The sequence below is a fragment of the Dyella jiangningensis genome (assembly GCF_003264855.1).
Taxonomy (GTDB): domain Bacteria; phylum Pseudomonadota; class Gammaproteobacteria; order Xanthomonadales; family Rhodanobacteraceae; genus Dyella; species Dyella jiangningensis_C.
In genome coordinates, this window is record NZ_NFZS01000004.1 from 135,678 (window position 1) to 152,249 (window position 16,572).

Genomic DNA, 16,572 nt, shown 5'->3' on the forward strand with positions numbered 1-16,572 from the left:
TGCTTAGATCTTGTGATTGCCAAGCTGCGTGACCAGCTGTGACACCGAGCTGTCCATCAGATGGACCAGCGGCTCCGGCCAGATGCCCAGCACCAGCGTGCCCGCGGCAAAGGCGCCCAGCACAAACCACTCGCGGCCGTTGATGTCCTTCATCTCGGCCACGTGCGGGTTGGTGATGTCGCCCCACAGCACGCGCTTGACCAGGTACAGCGTGTAGGCCGCACTGATGATCAGCGTGAAGGCGGCAAACAGCGCGATCCACGGGTTGGCCTGGAAGCTGGCCAGGATCACCTGGAACTCGCCGACGAAGCCGCTGGTGCCCGGCATGCCGGTGTTGGCCATGGCGAACAGCACGTAGAAGAAACCGAACCACGGCATCACGTTGATGACGCCGCCGTAGTCCTTGATCTGGCGGGTATGCAGGCGGTCATACAGCACGCCGATGCACGAGAACATCGCGCCCGACACGAAGCCGTGCGAAATCATCTGCACCATGGCGCCCTGCACGCCCAGCTTGGCCGCGTCCAGGTTGTTGTTGCCGCGCACCAGCATGAAGGCGATGAAGATGCCCAGGGTGACGAAGCCCATGTGCGCCACGGACGAGTACGCCACCAGCTTCTTCATGTCCTCCTGCACCAGCGCGATGTAGCCGATGTAGATCACCGCGATCAGCGACAGCGTGATCACGACCGGGGCATAGGACTCCGTGGCGTCCGGCGTGATCGGCAGCGAGAAACGCAGGAAACCGTAGCCGCCGAGCTTCAGCATGATCGCGGCCAGCACCACCGAGCCGCCCGTCGGCGCTTCCACGTGCGCATCCGGCAGCCAGGTGTGCACCGGCACCATCGGCACCTTCACCGCGAAGGCGATGAGGAAGGCGAAGAACAGCCAGGTCTGCTCCTTCATGCTCAACGGCAGCGCGGTCAGCTGCGCCAGGTCGAACGTGCCGGCCTTCAGGTACAGGTAGATCAGGCCCACCAGCATGAAGATGGAGCCGAAGAACGTGTAGATGAAGAACTTCAGCGTGGCGTACACGCGACGCGGGCCACCCCAGACACCGATGAGGATGAACATCGGGATCAGCATGGCCTCGAAGAACACGTAGAACAGCAACGCGTCCGTCGCGCAGAACACGCCGATCATCAGGCCTTCGAGCACCAGCATGGCGGCCATGTACTGGTGCGGGTTGACCTGGATGACCTCCCAGGCGCCCACGATGACCAGGATGCCCACGAAGGTGGTCAGCAGGATCAGCGCCACGGAGATGCCGTCGACAGCCAGTGCGTAATGCACGTTGAGGCCGGCGATCCACAGATGGTCTTCGACCAGCTGCTTGGCGGCGTCGCCCGCGTTGTACTGCGGCAACAGGTAGAGGCTGACCGCGAAGGTGGCGATGGCCACCAGCAGCGAGATCCAGCGCGCGGCGTTCGGCCGGCTGGAGCCGGCGAGCAGCACGGGGATGGCGCCCACGATGGGGAGCCAGATCAGCAGGCTGAGCAAATGATTGAACATGGAGCAGGTTCCCTTATTGCCCGACCAGCCAATACCCGCCGAGCAGCAGGATAAGGCCGAGAATCATTGCGAAGGCGTAGTGATAGAGATAACCGGACTGCAGGCGGCGCACGCCACCGGCGATGCGGTCCACCAGGCCAGCCGAACCGTCGACGAGCACGCCATCGATCACCGCCGCGTCGCCACCCTTCCACAGGGCACGACCCAGCGCGATGCCGCCGCGGGCGAACACGATGTAGTACACCGCGTCGAACCAGTACTTGTGGTTGAGCACGTTGTAGATCGGCTTGAGCGCATTCTTGATGCGGTCGGCCACCGACGGGTTGAACAGATAGATGTAGGTCTGGATCGCAAACGCGGTCAGCACCAGCAGGAATGGCAGCTGCGTGAAACCGTGCAACGCCATGCCCAGCCAGCTGTGGAACTCCTTGCCGAGCTCACCCAGCACGTTGTTCGCCTCATTGACGTGGATGGCCGAACCGAACCACTCGCCATACAGCAGCGGCTTGATGGCGAACGCACCCACCAGGATCGACGGAATGGCCAGCAGGATCAGCGGCAGCGTCACCACCCACGGCGTCTCGTGCGGGGTCTCGTGCATGATGCCCGGCTCGTGGTGGCCGTGATCGTCCTTGTGCTCGACGTGATGGCCGTGGCCATGGTCGTGCACCACGGTGAAGCGCTCCTTGCCGTGGAAGGTCAGGTACATCTGGCGGAAGGTGTACAGCGCGGTCACGAAGGCACCGGCCATCACGCAGAAGTAGGCGTAGTTCGAACCCCAGCGATGCGACTCGCCCACGGCTTCGATGATCGCGTCCTTCGAGTAGAAGCCCGCGAAGAACGGCACGCCGCACAGCGCCAGTGAACCGATCCACAAGGTGATCCAGGTGATCGGCATGTACTTGCGCAGGCCGCCCATGTTGCGCATGTCCTGATCGTGGTGCATGCCGATGATCACCGAGCCGGCGCCGAGGAACAGCAGCGCCTTGAAGAACGCGTGCGTCATCAGGTGGAACACGGCGCCGGATAGGCCGACACGCCGAGCGCGACCGTCATGTAGCCGAGCTGCGACAGCGTCGAGTAAGCGACGACACGCTTGATGTCGTTCTGGACGATCCCGAGGAAGCCCATGAACAGCGCGGTGATCGCGCCGATCACCGTGATGAACGACAGCGCGGTATCCGACAGCTCGAACAGCGGCGACATGCGCGACACCATGAAGATGCCGGCCGTCACCATCGTCGCCGCGTGAATCAGCGCGGAGATCGGCGTCGGGCCTTCCATCGAGTCAGGCAGCCAGACGTGCAGCGGGAACTGCGCCGACTTGCCCATCGCGCCGATGAACAGGCAGATGCAGATGACCGTGGCGGCATCCCAATGGGTGTTCTGCGTGATCTGCAGGGTCTTGCCGACCAGCGTCGGCGCAGCCGAGAACGCGGTCGCGTAGTCGAGGGTGCCCAGGAAATACAGCACCCCGGCGATGCCGAGCAGGAAGCCGAAATCGCCCACGCGGTTCACGAGGAACGCCTTCATGTTCGCGTAGATGGCGCTCTCTCGCTTGAAGTAGAAGCCGATCAGCAGGTACGACACGAGACCCACCGCTTCCCAGCCGAAGAACAGCTGCAGGAAGTTGTTGCTCATCACGAGCATCAACATCGAGAAGGTGAACAGCGAGATGTAGCTGAAGAAGCGCTGGTAACCCGGATCCTCATGCATGTAGCCGATGGTGTAGATGTGCACCAGCAGCGACACGAAGGTGACCACCACCATCATCATGGCGGTGAGGCGGTCGATCAGGAAACCCACGTGCGCGGAGTACTGGCCGATCTCGAACCAGGTGTAGATGTTCTGGTTGTAGACCGGGGCGCCACCAGCGGTGAGCTGGTACAGCACGTAGATCGACAGGCCGCAGGCGAGCGCCACGCCGAGGATGGTCACGGTATGCGCGCCGGCGCGGCCGATGAAACGGCCGAAGAAGCCCGCGAGCAGGCATCCGACGAGCGGTGCCAGCGCGATGGTCAGCAGAATGGAGGTAGACAATGGCATTGGCTCAACCCTTCATGCTGTCGATTTCGGCGACATTGATGGTGCTGCGGTTGCGGAACAGCAGGACCAGGATCGCCAGGCCGATGGCGGTTTCCGCCGCGGCCACGGTGAGGATGAAGAACACGAACACCTGCCCTGCCACGTCCCCCAGGAAACGGGAGAACGCCACGAAGTTGATGTTGACGGCGAGCAGCATGAGCTCGATCGACATCAGCAGCACGATCACGTTCTTGCGATTGATGAAGAGACTGGCCAGGGCGATGCTGAAGAGCACCGCGCCGAGCACGATGAAATGGGCGAGCGTGATCATGGGGTGGTCTCCTTGCCCGGTTCTGCCTGGGGCGCGGCGGGCACTTCAGCCGCCATCTTCACCACGCGGATGCGGCTGGCTGCCTTGACGCGAACCTGCTGCGAGGCCTGCTGGTGGCGCACGCCGGTGCGGTGACGCAGGGTCAGCACGACGGCGGCGACGACGCCGACGGTGAGGATCAATGCGGCGATTTCGAACGGCAGCAGGAACTGGGTATACAGCGCATGGCCCAGCCATTCGGTGTTGGACATGCCGACGGCGGCCGCGGGATCGGCGCCCATCACCGCCTGGTGCATGGCGCGCACGCCGATCAACGCGAGCATTTCGCCGAGCATGACCAGGGCCACGATGATGCCCACCGGCAGGTACTTGATGAAACCTTCGCGCACCCGCTCCTGGTTGATGTCGAGCATCATCACCACGAACAGGAACAGCACCATCACCGCGCCCACGTAGACCACGATGAGGGCGATGGCGAGGAACTCCGCTTCGGCGAGCAGCCAGATGCACGCGGTGCTGAAGAAGGTGAGCACCAGCGCCAGCACGGCATGCACCGTGTTGCGCAGGCTGATCACGCCCAGCGCGGCGACCACGGTGACCGCAGCGAACGCGTAGAAGCAGACGAGTTGGAACACAGAAGGATCGATCACAGTAGTGTCCTCAACGGTACGCGGCGTCTTGAGCGCGGGCCGCGGCGATGTCCGCTTCGAAGCGGTCACCGATGGCCAGCAACTGCGGCTTGGTCACCACGTTCTCGCCACGCTGCTCGAAGTGGTACTCGTGAATATGCGTCTCGACGATCGAGTCGACCGGGCAGCTCTCTTCGCAGAATCCGCAGAAGATGCACTTGAACAGGTCGATGTCGTAGCGCGTGGTGCGGCGCTGGCCGTCGCTTTCGCGCGGGGCCGAGTCGATGGTGATGGCGAGTGCCGGGCACACCGCCTCGCACAGCTTGCACGCGATGCAACGCTCTTCGCCGTTGGCGTAACGGCGAAGCGCATGCAGACCGCGGAAGCGGTTGGACTTGGGGATGTGCTCCATCGGGTAGCGCATCGTGTACTTCGGGCTGAACATGTAGCGCATGGTCAGGGCCATGCCCTTGAACAGCTCGATGAGCAGCAGGCTCTTGAAATAGTGAGTAACGCGGTTCATAGGTACGCTCTCGGCATAACGCCCTTCTCCCTTCCGGGGAGAAGGTGCCCGTCAGGGCGGATGAGGGGCGGGTGCTCGCGATGACGCTGGTCGAAACTAGCCCTCATAAGCCCCCCACCGTGACCCAGCCGAAATACTTCATGCAGCCGGCGACGAGGACCCAGACGATGGTGATGGGGATGAATACCTTCCAGCCCAGACGCATGATCTGGTCATAGCGGTAGCGCGGGAAGCTGGCGCGGAACCACAGGAAGAGGAAGGCGAACAGGAAAACCTTGGCGAACAGCCACAGGATGCTGCCGTGGCCCAGGAAGCCCCACGATGCCGGCAGCGGCGACAGCCAGCCGCCCATGAACAGGATCGAGGCCAGGAAGCTGACCAGGATCATGTTGGCGTATTCGGCCAGGAAGAACAGCGCGAAGGCCGAGCCCGAGTATTCCACGTGGAAGCCGGCGACGATTTCCGATTCACCTTCCGCCACGTCGAACGGCGCGCGATTGGTTTCGGCCACGCCCGAGATGAAGTAGATGATGAAGACCGGCAGCAGCGGCCACATGAACCAGTCGCCGATGCCCTTGCTGCCAGCCTGTGCATGCACGATGTCGGTCAGGTTCAGCGAACCCGACAGCACCAGCACGCAGACCAGGCACAGGCCCATCGCCAGTTCATAGGAGATGACCTGCGCGGCCGAACGCATGGCGCCCAGCAGTGCGTAGCGCGAGTTGGAAGCCCAGCCGGCGAGGATGATGCCGTACACGCCCAGCGAGGTCATCGCCAGCAGGTACAGAAGACCGGCGTTGACGTTGGCCAGCACCATCTTGTCGTCGAACGGAATCACCGCCCAGGCGGCCAGCGCAGGCACCAGCGCGATCATCGGTGCCAGGTAATACAGCGCCTTGTTCGCACTGGTCGGAAGGATCACTTCCTTCAGCAGCAGCTTGACCACGTCGGCAAAGGCCTGCAGCAGGCCGAAGGGACCGATCTTGTTGGGTCCCATGCGCACATGCATCCAGCCGATGACCTTGCGCTCCCACCACACGTACATCGCGACCGCGATCACCAGCGGCAGGACGATGCACAGGATGTAGACGATTGGCCAGATGATCTGGTTGAGGATCTGTTCGCCCATGTGCTTACGCCTTGCTCAGGGTGAGGGCCGCGCCGTACGGCGGCAGCGTGACAGTGTCGTCGTGTGCGGCTTCGATCCAGGCGGCGCCGTCGGGCACGCTTGCATCGATGACCAGCGGCAGCACGGCATCGGCGATGCGGACCGCGGCGCCCTCGCCCAGCCCCTGGCGCTGCGCTTCATCGGCATTCACGCGTACGGCCGGTACGCGGTTCAGCGGATGCTTGCTCAGCGCCGTGGCGCGACGGAGTACCGCGTCGGTGCGGTAGATCGGCCAGGTAGCGAGACGCGTCAGGCCCGAGGCCGACGGACGCGACGCCAGTTCGGCGCGAGCCTGGTGACCACGCGGGCTGATGCCTTCGCGCAGGCCAGCCAGGTCGTCGAACTCGAAGCCGGCAACCTTGAGCACGCCGCCCAGGGCGCGCAGCACCTTCCAGCCCGGACGTGCTTCGCCCGGGGCCTTGGCGCCGGCGGCCACGCTCTGGGCGAGGCCGTCGACGTTCACCAGGGTGCCGTCGATTTCCGGCAGCAGCGCGATCGGCAGGATCACGTTGGCCACTTCGCGCAGCGCGGGGCTGGCATAGGCGGAGAACGCGACGACCTGCTGGGCGCCCTTCAACGCCTTGAGCAGCGCAGCGCCGTCGGCCACGTCTTGCGGCTCGACGCCGTACAGCACGTAAGCCTTGCGCGGCTGGGCCAGCATGGCCTGTGCGTCGAGACCGCCATTGCCCGGCAGCACGCCGACCTGGGCCAGGCCCACAGCGTTCGCGCCAACCGGCAGTTCGTTGTAGCCGGCACCGGTGGCCTCCGCGATGAAGCGAGCCACGGTACGCAGCCAAGAGGCCTGCGGATGGGTGACAGCCGCCTCGCCGAGGATGACCACGGCGCTGCCGCTCTTCATCGCGGCGATGGCGTCCTTGTCACCCTGGTCGGACGACGCGCCGTCGATGGCCGAAGCCAATGCGGAAGGCGCGCTCGCACCGCCTTCGACGGCCGCCTTGGCCAGCGACAGCAGCGCATCGACCAGTGCCTGCGGCGCCACGATGGCTTCGCCGGCCAGCTTGTAGTTGAAGTTGAAGCTCGCCGGATTGACGGCGTAGACCTTGGCGCCCTTCTTCACCGCCTGATGGATACGGTGGTTAAGCAGCGGCATCTCGTGACGCAGGTCCGAGCCGACCAGCAACGCCGCCTTGACCTTGTCCAGTTCGGCCACCGGCTTGGCGAACGCCACGGCGGCCGCGTTGTCGGCGAAGTCGAGCTGGCGCAGGCGGTGGTCGATGTGGGCGCTGCCCAGGCCTCGCGCGAGGCGAACCAGCAGGTCGCCTTCCTCGTTGGTGGTGGCCGGGTAGACCAGCACGCCCAGTTCGCTGCCCGGCACTGCCTTCAGCGATTCCGCAGCCGCACCCAGTGCGTCTTCCCACGTCGTGGTCTGCCACTGGCCGTTGCGCTTCACCTGCGGCGCGTTCACGCGATCGGCAGCGTACAGGCCCTGGTGGCTGTAGCGGTCACGGTCGGACAGCCAGCACTCGTTGATCGATTCGTTGTCGCGCGGCACCGTGCGCAGCACCTCGCCGCGGCGGGTATGCAGCCACAGGTTCGAGCCCAGCGCGTCGTGATAGGCGACGGACGGCTTGGCGATCAATTCCCAGGCGCGCGCCTGGTACTGGAACGGCTTGTTGGTCAGCGCGCCGACCGGGCAGACGTCGATGATGTTGCCCGACAGCTCCGTCTCGATGGTCTTGCCGATGTAGGTGCCGATCTGCAGGTTGTCGCCACGGCTCATGCCGCCCAGCTCGTAGGTGCCGGCGATCTCGCTGGTGAAGCGCACGCAGCGCGTGCACTGGATGCAGCGGGTCATCTCGGTGGCGACCAGCGGGCCGAGGTTTTCGTCCGCGATGGTGCGCTTGCGCTCGGTGTAGCGCGACACGCTGCGGCCGTAGCCCAGCGCGACGTCCTGCAGTTCGCACTCGCCGCCCTGATCGCAGATCGGGCAATCCAGCGGGTGGTTGATCAGCAGGAATTCCATGACGTCCTTCTGATACTTCAGGGCGACGTCCGTACGGGTCTTCACCTTCATGCCTTCCGCCACCGGGGTGGCGCAAGCCGGCTGCGGCTTGGGCATGGGCTTGCCGCCCATCTCCACTTCCACCAGGCACATGCGGCAGTTGGCGGCGATCGGGAGCTTGCGGTGGTAGCAGAAGCGCGGGATCGACACGCCAATGGCGTCGGCCGCTTCGATGATCATGGCGCCCTTGCGGATCTGCGTGGGCTTGCCATCGACCTCGATGTTCACCAGGTCGAGGTTGGGCGTAGCGGGCTGCGCACTCATGCGGCGGCTCCAAGCTTGTCGTCGACGATGGAGCGACCGTTGACGATGTAGTACTCGAATTCATCCCAGAACTGGCGCAGGAAGCCCTGCACCGGCCACGCGGCGGCTTCGCCGAACGCGCAGATGGTGTGGCCTTCGATCTGGCCGGCAATGGCCTTCAGGCGATGCAGGTCGTCCATCGTGCCTTGGCCGGCAACGATGCGGTCCAGCACGCGGTGCATCCAGCCGGTGCCTTCGCGGCACGGCGTGCACTGGCCGCAGCTTTCCTTGTGGAAGAACTGCGAGATACGACGGGTGAAGCGCACCGTGCACACGGTGTCGTCGAGCACCACGATGGCGCCCGAGCCGAGGCCCGTCTTGAGGTCGCGCAAGGTGTCGTAGTCGAACGGCAGGCCCTTCAGCTGTTCGGCACGCAGCACCGGCATCGACACGCCGCCCGGGATCGCACCCTTCAGCGTGCGGCCCGGACGCAGGCCGCCGGCCATTTCCAGCAGCTCGTCGAAGGTGGTGCCCAGCGGCACTTCGAAGTTGCCGCCCTTCTGCACGCAACCGGAGACCGAGAAGATCTTCGGGCCACCGTTCTTGGTCTTGCTCTGCGCCAGGAACCAGTCCGCGCCCTTGCGCAGGATGGCCGGCACCGAGGCATAGGTTTCGGTGTTGTTGATGGTGCTGGGCTTGCCGTACAGGCCGAAGTTGGCCGGGAACGGCGGCTTGAAGCGCGGCTGGCCCTTCTTGCCTTCCAGCGATTCCATCAGCGCGGTCTCTTCGCCGCAGATGTACGCGCCGGCGCCGAGCGCGCCATAGATGTCCACGTTGAGGCCGGTGCCTTGGATGTTCTTGCCCAGCAGGCCGGCCGCGTAGGCTTCCTTCAGCGCCTCTTCGAAATGCTCGAACGGCTCGTGATGGAATTCGCCACGCAGGTAGTTGTAGGCGACGGTCGAGCCCGTGCAGTAGCACGCGATCGCCATGCCCTCGATCACCGCATGCGGGTTGAAGCGCAGGATGTCGCGGTCTTTGCAGGTGCCGGGTTCGGATTCGTCCGAGTTGCAGAGGATGTACTTCTGCATGTCGCCCTTGGGCATGAAGGACCACTTCAGGCCGGTCGGGAAGCCCGCGCCGCCACGGCCGCGCAGGTTGCTCTTCTTGATCTCTTCGATCAAAGCAGTCGGGTCGGGCTTCTCGGCGAGGATCTTCTTCCACGCCTCATAACCACCGACCTGGGTATAGCTGTCCATCGCCCACGGCTTGTCGAAATGCAGCGTGGTGTACACAACTTGATGTTCTTTCGGTGCCGGACCGTATGCCATGGCGCCCTGCCCTTACTTGAGACCGTCGAGAATCTCGTCGATCTTCTGGATCGACAGACGCTCGTGGTAGTGACCATTGACGGTCATCGCCGGCGCGCTGGCGCAAGCGGCGATGCATTCTTCTTCGCGCTTCAGATACACGCGGCCATCGGCGGTGCTTTCACCGAGCTTGATGCCCAGCTTCTGCTCGCAATGCTTCACCAGGTCTTCCGCGCCGTTGAGCCAGCAGGAGATGTTGGTGCAGATGGCGACGTTGTTGCGGCCCACCGGCTTGGTCTCGAGCATCGAGTAGAAGCTGGCGACCTCGTAGGCCCACACGGCGGGCAGTTCGAGGTACTTGGCGACGGCCGTGATCAGCTCGTCAGTGAGGAAGCCGTGGTTCTGCTCCTGCGCGGCGAACAGCGCCTGGATCAGCGCCGAACGCTTGCGGTCGGGCGGAAAACGGGCAACCCACTCCTCGATGTGATGACGAGTGTGTTCGTTGAGTACGACGAGCGGGTCGACGTTCTTGACCTGCTCGTAATTTCCGGTGGCTTTCATGTGTGCTTTCCTCCGGGCTCAGCGATCGACTTCGCCGAACACGAGGTCATAGGTACCGATCATCGCCACGACGTCGGCCAGCATGTGGCCGCGAACGAAGGCGTCCATCGAGGACAGGTGGGCGAAGCCAGGCGCGCGCAGGTGCACGCGGAACGGCTTGTTCGCGCCGTCGGAGACCAGATAGCAGCCGAACTCGCCCTTCGGCGCCTCGACGGCGGCGTAGGTCTCGCCCGCAGGCACGCCATAGCCTTCCGTGAAGAGCTTGAAGTGGTGGATCAGCGCTTCCATGTCCTCCTTCATGTCTTCGCGCTTGGGCGGCGCGACCTTGAAGTTCTGGACGATGACCGGGCCCGGGTTGGCCTTCAGCCACTTCACGCATTGCTGGATGATGCGGTTGGACTGGCGCATCTCTTCGACGCGCACCAGGTAACGGTCGTAGCAGTCGCCACCCGAGGCCACCGGGATGTCGAAATCCATCTCGGCGTATTTCGCGTACGGCTGCTTCTTGCGCAGGTCCCACTCGATGCCAGAACCGCGCAGCATCACGCCGGTCAGGCCCCAGGCCTGGGCCATTTCCGGCGAGATCACGCCGATGCCGACGGTGCGCTGCTTCCAGATGCGGTTGTTGGTGAGCAGTTCTTCGTATTCGTCCACCTTCGACGGGAAGTCGGCGGCGAACGCCTCGATGAAGTCGAGCATGGAACCTTCGCGCCAGCTGTTGAGGCGCTTGAGGTCCTTGCCCTTGTGCCAGGGCGACTCACGGTACTGCGACATGCGCTCCGGCAGGTCGCGGTAGACGCCGCCCGGACGGTAGTAGGTCGCGTGCATGCGCGCGCCCGACACCGCCTCGTAGACGTCCATCAGTTCCTCGCGCTCACGGAACGCGTACAGGAACACGGCCATCGCACCCAGGTCGAGCGCGTTGGAGCCAATCCACATCAGGTGGTTCAGGATGCGGGTGATCTCGTCGAACATGGTGCGGATGTACTGCGCACGCTCCGGCGCCTCGATGCCGAGCAGGGTTTCGATGGCGAGCACGTAGCCGTGCTCGTTGACCATCATCGACACGTAGTCGAGACGGTCCATGTACCGATCGACTGGTTGAACGGCTTGGACTCGGCCAGCTTCTCGGTGCCGCGGTGGAGCAGGCCCACGTGCGGATCGGCACGGACGATGGTCTCGCCGTCGAGCTCGAGCACGAGGCGCAGCACGCCGTGCGCTGCCGGGTGCTGCGGGCCGAAGTTCATGGTGTAGTTGCGGATCTCTTGCGCCATGATTAATTGTTCCGCCAGTTGTCGGCCGCTTCGGCCTTGGCCTGCAGCAGGTCGGCGTCGTCACGGATGACGCGCGGCACCAGCACGCGCGGCTCGATCGACACGGGTTCGTACACCACGCGCTTCTGCTCGGGGTCGTAACGCACTTCGACGTTGCCGATCAGCGGGAAGTCCTTGCGGAACGGATGACCCATGAAGCCGTAGTCGGTAAGGATGCGACGCAGGTCGGGGTGGCCTTCGTAGACGATGCCGAACAGGTCGAACGACTCGCGTTCGAACCAGTTCACGCCCGGCCAGATGCCGGTCAGCGAAGGCACCACCGGCAGCGTGTCGTCTTCGCCGAACACGCGCAGGCGCAGGCGCTGGTTGTTCTCCAGCGAAAGCAGGTGCACGACGGAGGCGAAGCGGCGCTTCTGCATGTCGGGACGCGGACGGTCGGACCACTTGAAGCGGCCCATGGCCTCGCCTTCCACGCCACGCGAGAAACCGGTGCCGGACACGGTTTCCGTGTCCCACTCGGTCTGGCCGTAGCCGAGGTAGTCGACGCCACACACGTCGATCGGCACGCCGAAACGGAACGGGGTTTCGTCACGCAAAGCGGTGGCCACCGCGAGCAGGTCGGCGGCGGCCACTTCGGCGGTGACTTCGTTGCGTACGACGCTGATCTTCAGCGTGTCGCCGAACCGCGCAGAAAGGCGCTCGGCCAGCGAGTTCGAAGAGATATCGGTCATGTTCTGCTGCGCCTTTCTCAGGAACGCGCGATGGTGTGGGTGCGGCGGATCTTCTTCTGCAACTGCAGGATGCCGTGGATCAGCGCTTCGGCCGTCGGCGGGCAGCCCGGCACGTAGATGTCCACCGGCACGATGCGGTCGCAGCCACGCACCACCGAATAGGAGTAGTGGTAGTAACCGCCGCCGTTGGCGCAGCTGCCCATCGAGATGACCCACTTGGGATCCGGCATCTGGTCGTAGACCTTGCGCAGCGCCGGGGCCATCTTGTTGACCAGGGTACCGGCCACGATCATCACGTCGGACTGGCGCGGACTCGGGCGGAAGATCACGCCGTAGCGGTCCAGGTCCAGCCGCGCGGCGCCGGCGTGCATCATTTCCACGGCGCAGCAGGCCAGACCGAAGGTCATCGGCCACATCGAGCCGGTGCGCGCCCAGTTCATCAGCGCATCGACGCTGGTGGTGGCGAAGCCGCGCTGGACGATCGGGTTGTCCTCGGCCGGACGCAGGATGTCGTCCACCAGGTTCAACGGCTGCGGGTTGTGCATCACCCGATCAAGGGACGAGATCACTCCCATTCCAGTGCTCCCTTCTTCCACACGTAAGCAAAACCAATGACCAAGAGCAGCAGGAACGTCGCCATTTCAATCAGCGCGATGATGCCGATCTTCTGGAACACCACCGCCCATGGGAACAGGAAGGCGATTTCCAGGTCGAAAATGATGAAGAGGATCGCCAGCAGGTAGTAGCGCACGTCAAAGCGCATGCGGGCGTCTTCGAAGGCTTCGAAGCCGCACTCGTAGGGCGAGAGCTTTTCCGATTCGGGACGGCGGGGTCCGGCCAGCAGGCCAATGGCCAGCAGGACCACGCCGAGGCCGGCGGCGACGCCGATGAACAGCAGGATGGGCCAGTATTCGGCAAGCACGGTGAAACGAACCTCCGCGCCTTCGTCGGCGCATCAGTGACCGTCGGGGAAACGGTCCGGAACCGGGGTTCGGCAGGCCAACGAAGGCCATGGGCTATGCGCCACGTTCACATTGCATTTGCAGCCGCGAGCGTCCGATTTTCCACGATCTCAATCGTGAACCGCGGCATTGTATCAGCGTGCTTAACAACAACAAGCCTTGACGGGTATTCGCAAGGCGATTCGCACGCATCTTCGAACGCCTCACAGCGGGCGGGTGCGTGCGACGTAAGACCAAGGTCTTACATGGTCAGCGTGGGACGCTCCGACGAGGTCATGCCTGCCAGCAGGTTCTCGATGCGGGTGCGGGCCGCTTCGCCGTCGGCGGACTCGTTGAAATGCACGCCGATACCCGCGGTGCGGTTGCCCTGGGCGCCCACCGGCGTGACCCAGACCACCTTGCCCGCCACCGACAGGCGCTCGCCCTCGTCGGTGAGGTTGATCAGCAGCACCACCTCGTCGCCCAACGCGTAGCGCTGGGCCGTGGGCGCGAACAGGCCACCGTTCTTCAGATAGGGCATGTAGGCGTTGTACAGCGCCGCCGTGTCCTTGATCTTCAACGAAATTATGCCCTGGCGGGCGGCAATGGCCGGATTCATGACTGCTCCTGCGGACCACCGTGGATCCGACACCCCTTATGCCCCCGCATCCTAGCGACCGGCCCGCCCCGGCCACAAGCGATGCGTCGAAGGAATGTGACGGAGCGTGCGGCTCAGAGTTCGCACCATCCCCAGCGATCGAAGATCCAGGGCGACGGCAGGTTCATGTAGAGCTTGGCGAACACGGGGCCCGTCATCTCCTCGCCCAACGCATGCAGGACGTGTCGGCCCTGCCCGTCCCGGGCGAGCGGCGCTTCGCGCCACGGCCAGCTGCGCGCGCCCTGCCCGTCCACCAGCATCAGGTGTAGCCAAGGATGCAGTGCGGAGGACGGCTGCCACGGCAGCACGGCAGCGGCCTCGCGCGAGCCCGCCTTGCGCACCTGAAGATAGCGCTCCGCCCGGTCGGCGAGGCGACGCATGCGCTTGCCGCTCAACGCCATCTGGCTGCGATGACAGGCCAGCGCCGCGAGCTTGTTGGCATGCAGGCCCACCGAGGAATCCAGCTTCACCCGCCCCGTCGCCTGGCCTTCACGACCATGGACCAGATAGGCCAGCAGCTCGGGCGTCCCGCCCTGCCAACGGTCCAGGGCCAGCCGGACGAGCACGTGGGCGGCGCTGTGGTCCGGATGATGGTCGCCCAGTGCGGGAATCGCCACGAGGTTGGGCTGGCAGGCATCGAGGCAACCGAGGAGGCTGGTGATGCTGGCTTCAAGATCGGTGCGCAGCCTGGCCGTGATGCCCATGTCCGGCCATCCCAAGGCTTCGAGCGCCGAGGCATCCACGCCCAGTTGGGCCATGGCCTGCCCCACTTCGGCGCGCCGCCGCTCGCCCCAACGCTGGCGCTCGTCGACGCCAATGCGCAGGCGGCGTTCCACCCAGCGCTGCGGCCACGGATTGTTGTCGCCATGGGTGAGCAGCAGGATGCGGACCTCGCCGCCCGAATGCCTGACCTGCTGAATCAGCTCGCCGGTGGCGATCGATTCGTCGTCGGGATGGGGCGCGACCACCAGCAGGCGCGTCCTTGCGTTCAAACTGAAGGCCATTTCAGCCTCCCTGTTCCTGCAGGGTCGCGGGGCGCCAGCCGCGATCGAAGGCCTGCCCCCATACCAGCGCGACGGGAATGCCACCTTCGGTTTTCAGTTGATGCACGCCGCGATCGAGGTGCCAATGATCGGCGACGGGGCCTCCATCCACGCTTGCCTTGAGCCGCCGGAATCCATCGGTCAGCACATAGTTGCCGGGCACGGCCACGTCGATGGCCTGTTCGGGGCCAGGGGTCGGAAACATGTGCCCGGCAATCCACACATCACGGCCGGCCGGTATGTAATTCTCCGCCACGAAGTGCGCGCTGGCATACGGCAAGCGCCGAGGCACGACGACCATGGTGCCGTGGGTCACCAGTTCATCGGCGATGGTGTCCGCCATCATGCCCTTGCGCAGGCGATGCACGGCCAGACTTTCAAGTACGGGGTAGTAAGGGCGCATGCGGAAAATGGTATCGCCCTTCGGATCCATGACTGTGTCGGTTTTGTCCGTATAACGCAGTACCAGCGTCAATTCGGCGCGCTGCCCGGCCAGTTCGTCCTGCCACGGCGGCGCGTAGGCCACCACGGTCGCCAGTTCGGCACCGAATATCAACAACAGGAAGGCAGCCCGCAGCCGCGGCCGCAAGCCCAGCCATGACCATTGCGAAGCCCAGCCCCCCAGGGCAAGCACGAGCGTGGGCAAAACGGGCAGAAAATCCTGCTTGGTGATCAGCGGCCAGATGAACCAGATCAATAGCAGGTAGAGGCCGCCCTGCATGGCAAAGAATACGGTCCAGTCGAACTCGCCCAGCGAACGCCGTCGCACTTCGCGCATTGCCAGCACCAGCGCCGCCGCTCCCAGCAGCAGGAACCACAGCAGCTGTTGGGCCGCATGCCGCTTGGTCGCACCACCAAGGTTGTAGAGAACCAGCCCATACCAGGCGTCGCCCAGCGCGCCATGGATGGCCAGCCAGACGGAAAAGACGGCGGGAACCAGCAACAGGCCGATGACCGCAGCCATCCAGCAGCGCAGGTTCGCGCGGGGTGCACCGGCGGGAAGCAACTGGCGCAGCACGATGACCGTCACCAGCGTGGTGCCGATCAGGACCAGCGTCTTCTGCGACACGGAAAGCGCGCAGCCGGCCAGCAAGCCCATCATGAAGAATCGCCAGGCACGCGGAGGCACGCCGACCACGAAGGCAAGTCCCGCCAGCCACAGTGCCATCCACATGTCATCGGTGCGGAACTGGCCGCTCACGATGAAAAAGCGCGGAAACAGGCCGGCGACGAGCACGACCACCAGGGCCACGCGCCAGCCATAAAGGCGCCGCGCCATCCAGCCGGCAGCGCCAAGGGCGACCACGTACCAGAACTGCATCGCCAGGCGCAGCCATGTGAGTACGTCGGCCCGACCGTCCAGCAGCTTCAGCAACGGCGAATGCAGCCAGCCGAACAGTGGGCCATGGTTATCGAAGACATCGCGATAAGGCAGCAAACCCTGGGTCCACGCCCATGAAACGTGCGCATGCTGCGCTTCGTCGGAATTGAGCGGGTAGGCGTTGAGCCATGCCAGCCGAAGAACCAGCAGGAGCAGCAGGGAGATCCACGGCCAGAGGGAAACGCCTTGATGAAGTGGGGACTTCATGCCGCCAGACTAGGA

The 16,572-nt window shown here is 64.5% G+C and carries 14 protein-coding genes and 2 pseudogenes; all 16 read right to left on the bottom strand.

Annotation, left to right across the window (positions count from 1 at the left end; genetic code table 11):
* Positions 1-3 precede the first annotated feature (3 nt).
* The 16 genes and pseudogenes from CA260_RS13215 to CA260_RS13290 all read right to left on the bottom strand — a co-directional run bounded on the left by CA260_RS13215 (position 4) and on the right by CA260_RS13290 (position 16,557).
* Positions 4-1,512 (bottom strand): NADH-quinone oxidoreductase subunit M, encoded by a 1,509-nt coding sequence (locus CA260_RS13215; protein WP_111983553.1) that lies wholly within the window; start codon positions 1,510-1,512, stop codon positions 4-6.
* 13 nt (positions 1,513-1,525) lie between these two features.
* Positions 1,526-3,558 (bottom strand): annotated as a pseudogene (gene nuoL, locus CA260_RS13220) (NADH-quinone oxidoreductase subunit L).
* 4 nt (positions 3,559-3,562) lie between these two features.
* A complete protein-coding gene (gene nuoK / locus CA260_RS13225; RefSeq protein WP_038616898.1) occupies positions 3,563-3,868 on the bottom strand; it encodes an NADH-quinone oxidoreductase subunit NuoK in 306 nt (101 codons plus the stop codon).
* A complete protein-coding gene (locus CA260_RS13230; protein WP_425479746.1) occupies positions 3,865-4,518 on the bottom strand; it encodes an NADH-quinone oxidoreductase subunit J in 654 nt (217 codons plus the stop codon). Before CA260_RS13230 ends, nuoK begins: the two co-directional genes overlap by 4 nt.
* Positions 4,519-4,528: 10 nt before the next feature.
* Positions 4,529-5,020 (bottom strand): NADH-quinone oxidoreductase subunit NuoI, encoded by a 492-nt coding sequence (gene nuoI, locus CA260_RS13235; RefSeq protein ID WP_111983554.1) that lies wholly within the window; start codon positions 5,018-5,020, stop codon positions 4,529-4,531.
* A 103-nt stretch (positions 5,021-5,123) separates the two neighbouring features.
* Positions 5,124-6,149 (bottom strand): NADH-quinone oxidoreductase subunit NuoH, encoded by a 1,026-nt coding sequence (gene nuoH, locus CA260_RS13240; protein WP_111983555.1) that lies wholly within the window; start codon positions 6,147-6,149, stop codon positions 5,124-5,126.
* A gap of 4 nt (positions 6,150-6,153) precedes the next feature.
* The gene (gene nuoG / locus CA260_RS13245; protein WP_111983556.1) at positions 6,154-8,475 is read right to left on the bottom strand and encodes an NADH-quinone oxidoreductase subunit NuoG; all 2,322 of its coding nucleotides are present in this window, start codon (positions 8,473-8,475) and stop codon (positions 6,154-6,156) included.
* On the bottom strand, positions 8,472-9,782 hold the full coding sequence (gene nuoF, locus CA260_RS13250) for an NADH-quinone oxidoreductase subunit NuoF (RefSeq protein ID WP_111983557.1): 1,311 nt from the start codon (positions 9,780-9,782) through the stop codon (positions 8,472-8,474). The genes nuoG and nuoF overlap by 4 nt, the downstream gene beginning before the upstream one ends.
* A 12-nt stretch (positions 9,783-9,794) precedes the next feature.
* Positions 9,795-10,322 carry an NADH-quinone oxidoreductase subunit NuoE gene (gene nuoE / locus CA260_RS13255; protein WP_111983558.1) on the bottom strand — a complete coding sequence of 176 codons (528 nt, stop codon included), beginning with the start codon at positions 10,320-10,322 and terminating at the stop codon, positions 9,795-9,797.
* Between the two features lie 18 nt (positions 10,323-10,340).
* A pseudogene (locus CA260_RS13260) lies at positions 10,341-11,596 on the bottom strand (NADH-quinone oxidoreductase subunit D).
* A gap of 2 nt (positions 11,597-11,598) precedes the next feature.
* Complete coding sequence (locus CA260_RS13265) at positions 11,599-12,327, bottom strand: NADH-quinone oxidoreductase subunit C (protein WP_111983559.1); 729 nt, start codon at positions 12,325-12,327, stop codon at positions 11,599-11,601.
* A 17-nt stretch (positions 12,328-12,344) separates the two neighbouring features.
* Positions 12,345-12,902: a NuoB/complex I 20 kDa subunit family protein gene (locus tag CA260_RS13270; RefSeq protein WP_111983560.1), complete on the bottom strand. Its 558-nt coding sequence runs from the start codon at positions 12,900-12,902 to the stop codon at positions 12,345-12,347.
* Positions 12,893-13,249, bottom strand: a complete 357-nt coding sequence (locus tag CA260_RS13275; protein WP_038616877.1) for an NADH-quinone oxidoreductase subunit A — start codon at positions 13,247-13,249, stop codon at positions 12,893-12,895. The genes CA260_RS13270 and CA260_RS13275 overlap by 10 nt, the downstream gene beginning before the upstream one ends.
* 281 nt (positions 13,250-13,530) lie before the next feature.
* Complete coding sequence (locus CA260_RS13280) at positions 13,531-13,887, bottom strand: PilZ domain-containing protein (protein ID WP_038616875.1); 357 nt, start codon at positions 13,885-13,887, stop codon at positions 13,531-13,533.
* 113 nt (positions 13,888-14,000) lie between these two features.
* A complete protein-coding gene (locus CA260_RS13285; protein WP_111983561.1) occupies positions 14,001-14,930 on the bottom strand; it encodes a PIG-L deacetylase family protein in 930 nt (309 codons plus the stop codon).
* A gap of 1 nt (position 14,931) precedes the next feature.
* The gene (locus tag CA260_RS13290; RefSeq protein WP_111983562.1) at positions 14,932-16,557 is read right to left on the bottom strand and encodes a hypothetical protein; all 1,626 of its coding nucleotides are present in this window, start codon (positions 16,555-16,557) and stop codon (positions 14,932-14,934) included.
* Between the last annotated feature and the right edge of the window lie 15 nt (positions 16,558-16,572).

Bases quoted from the DNA above. Each gene is read 5' to 3' on its own strand.
- CA260_RS13215 (WP_111983553.1), bottom strand. From the start codon at position 1,512: ATGTTCAATCATTTGCTCAGCCTGCTGATCTGGCTCCCCATCGTGGGC.
- nuoK (WP_038616898.1), bottom strand. From the start codon at position 3,868: ATGATCACGCTCGCCCATTTCATCGTGCTCGGCGCGGTGCTCTTCAGC.
- nuoI (WP_111983554.1), bottom strand. From the start codon at position 5,020: ATGAACCGCGTTACTCACTATTTCAAGAGCCTGCTGCTCATCGAGCTG.
- nuoH (WP_111983555.1), bottom strand. From the start codon at position 6,149: ATGGGCGAACAGATCCTCAACCAGATCATCTGGCCAATCGTCTACATC.
- nuoG (WP_111983556.1), bottom strand. From the start codon at position 8,475: ATGAGTGCGCAGCCCGCTACGCCCAACCTCGACCTGGTGAACATCGAG.
- nuoF (WP_111983557.1), bottom strand. From the start codon at position 9,782: ATGGCATACGGTCCGGCACCGAAAGAACATCAAGTTGTGTACACCACG.
- nuoE (WP_111983558.1), bottom strand. From the start codon at position 10,322: ATGAAAGCCACCGGAAATTACGAGCAGGTCAAGAACGTCGACCCGCTC.
- CA260_RS13265 (WP_111983559.1), bottom strand. From the start codon at position 12,327: ATGACCGATATCTCTTCGAACTCGCTGGCCGAGCGCCTTTCTGCGCGG.
- CA260_RS13270 (WP_111983560.1), bottom strand. From the start codon at position 12,902: ATGGGAGTGATCTCGTCCCTTGATCGGGTGATGCACAACCCGCAGCCG.
- CA260_RS13280 (WP_038616875.1), bottom strand. From the start codon at position 13,887: ATGAATCCGGCCATTGCCGCCCGCCAGGGCATAATTTCGTTGAAGATC.
- CA260_RS13285 (WP_111983561.1), bottom strand. From the start codon at position 14,930: ATGGCCTTCAGTTTGAACGCAAGGACGCGCCTGCTGGTGGTCGCGCCC.
- CA260_RS13290 (WP_111983562.1), bottom strand. From the start codon at position 16,557: ATGAAGTCCCCACTTCATCAAGGCGTTTCCCTCTGGCCGTGGATCTCC.